At 66.3% G+C, this 624-nt stretch carries 1 protein-coding gene; it reads left to right on the top strand.

Annotated features, from left to right (window positions below; all coding sequences use genetic code 11):
- A partial coding sequence (locus HUW62_RS47605) for a GTP-binding protein (RefSeq protein ID WP_255204059.1) occupies nucleotides 1-624 on the top strand: 624 nt, incomplete at both ends.

Genomic DNA, 624 nt, shown 5'->3' with positions numbered 1-624 from the left:
CCGACTACGTGAAGAACATGATCACGGGCGCGGCGCAGATGGACGGCGCGATTCTCGTCGTCTCGGCCGCGGACGGCCCGATGCCCCAGACGCGTGAGCACATCCTGCTGGCGCGCCAGGTCGGTGTTCCGTACATCGTGGTCTTCCTGAACAAGGTCGACCTGCTGGACGACCCCGAGCTGCGCGAGCTCGTCGAGATGGAAGTTCGCGACCTGCTCAAGAAGTACGACTTCCCGGGCGACTCGATTCCCATCGTCCCTGGCTCCGCCATGAAGGCGCTCGAGGGTGACACGAGCGAAGTCGGCGAGGGCGCCATCCTGAAGCTGATGGAGGCGGTGGACAGCTACATCCCGACGCCGCAGCGCGCGACGGACAAGCCCTTCCTGATGCCGGTGGAAGACGTGTTCTCCATCGCCGGCCGTGGAACGGTGGCGACGGGTCGCGTCGAGCGCGGCATCATCAAGGTCGGCGAGGAAGTCGAAGTCGTCGGTCTGCGCGACACGCAGAAGACCGTCGTCACGGGCGTGGAGATGTTCCGCAAGCTGCTGGACGAGGGCCGGGCGGGAGACAACATCGGCGCGCTGGTGCGTGGTCTGAAGCGCGAGGACATGGAGCGCGGGCAGG

Source organism: Myxococcus sp. AM011 (assembly GCF_013372595.1).
GTDB lineage: Bacteria > Myxococcota > Myxococcia > Myxococcales > Myxococcaceae > Myxococcus > Myxococcus eversor.
This window is presented reverse-complemented; position numbering and strand designations above follow the sequence as displayed.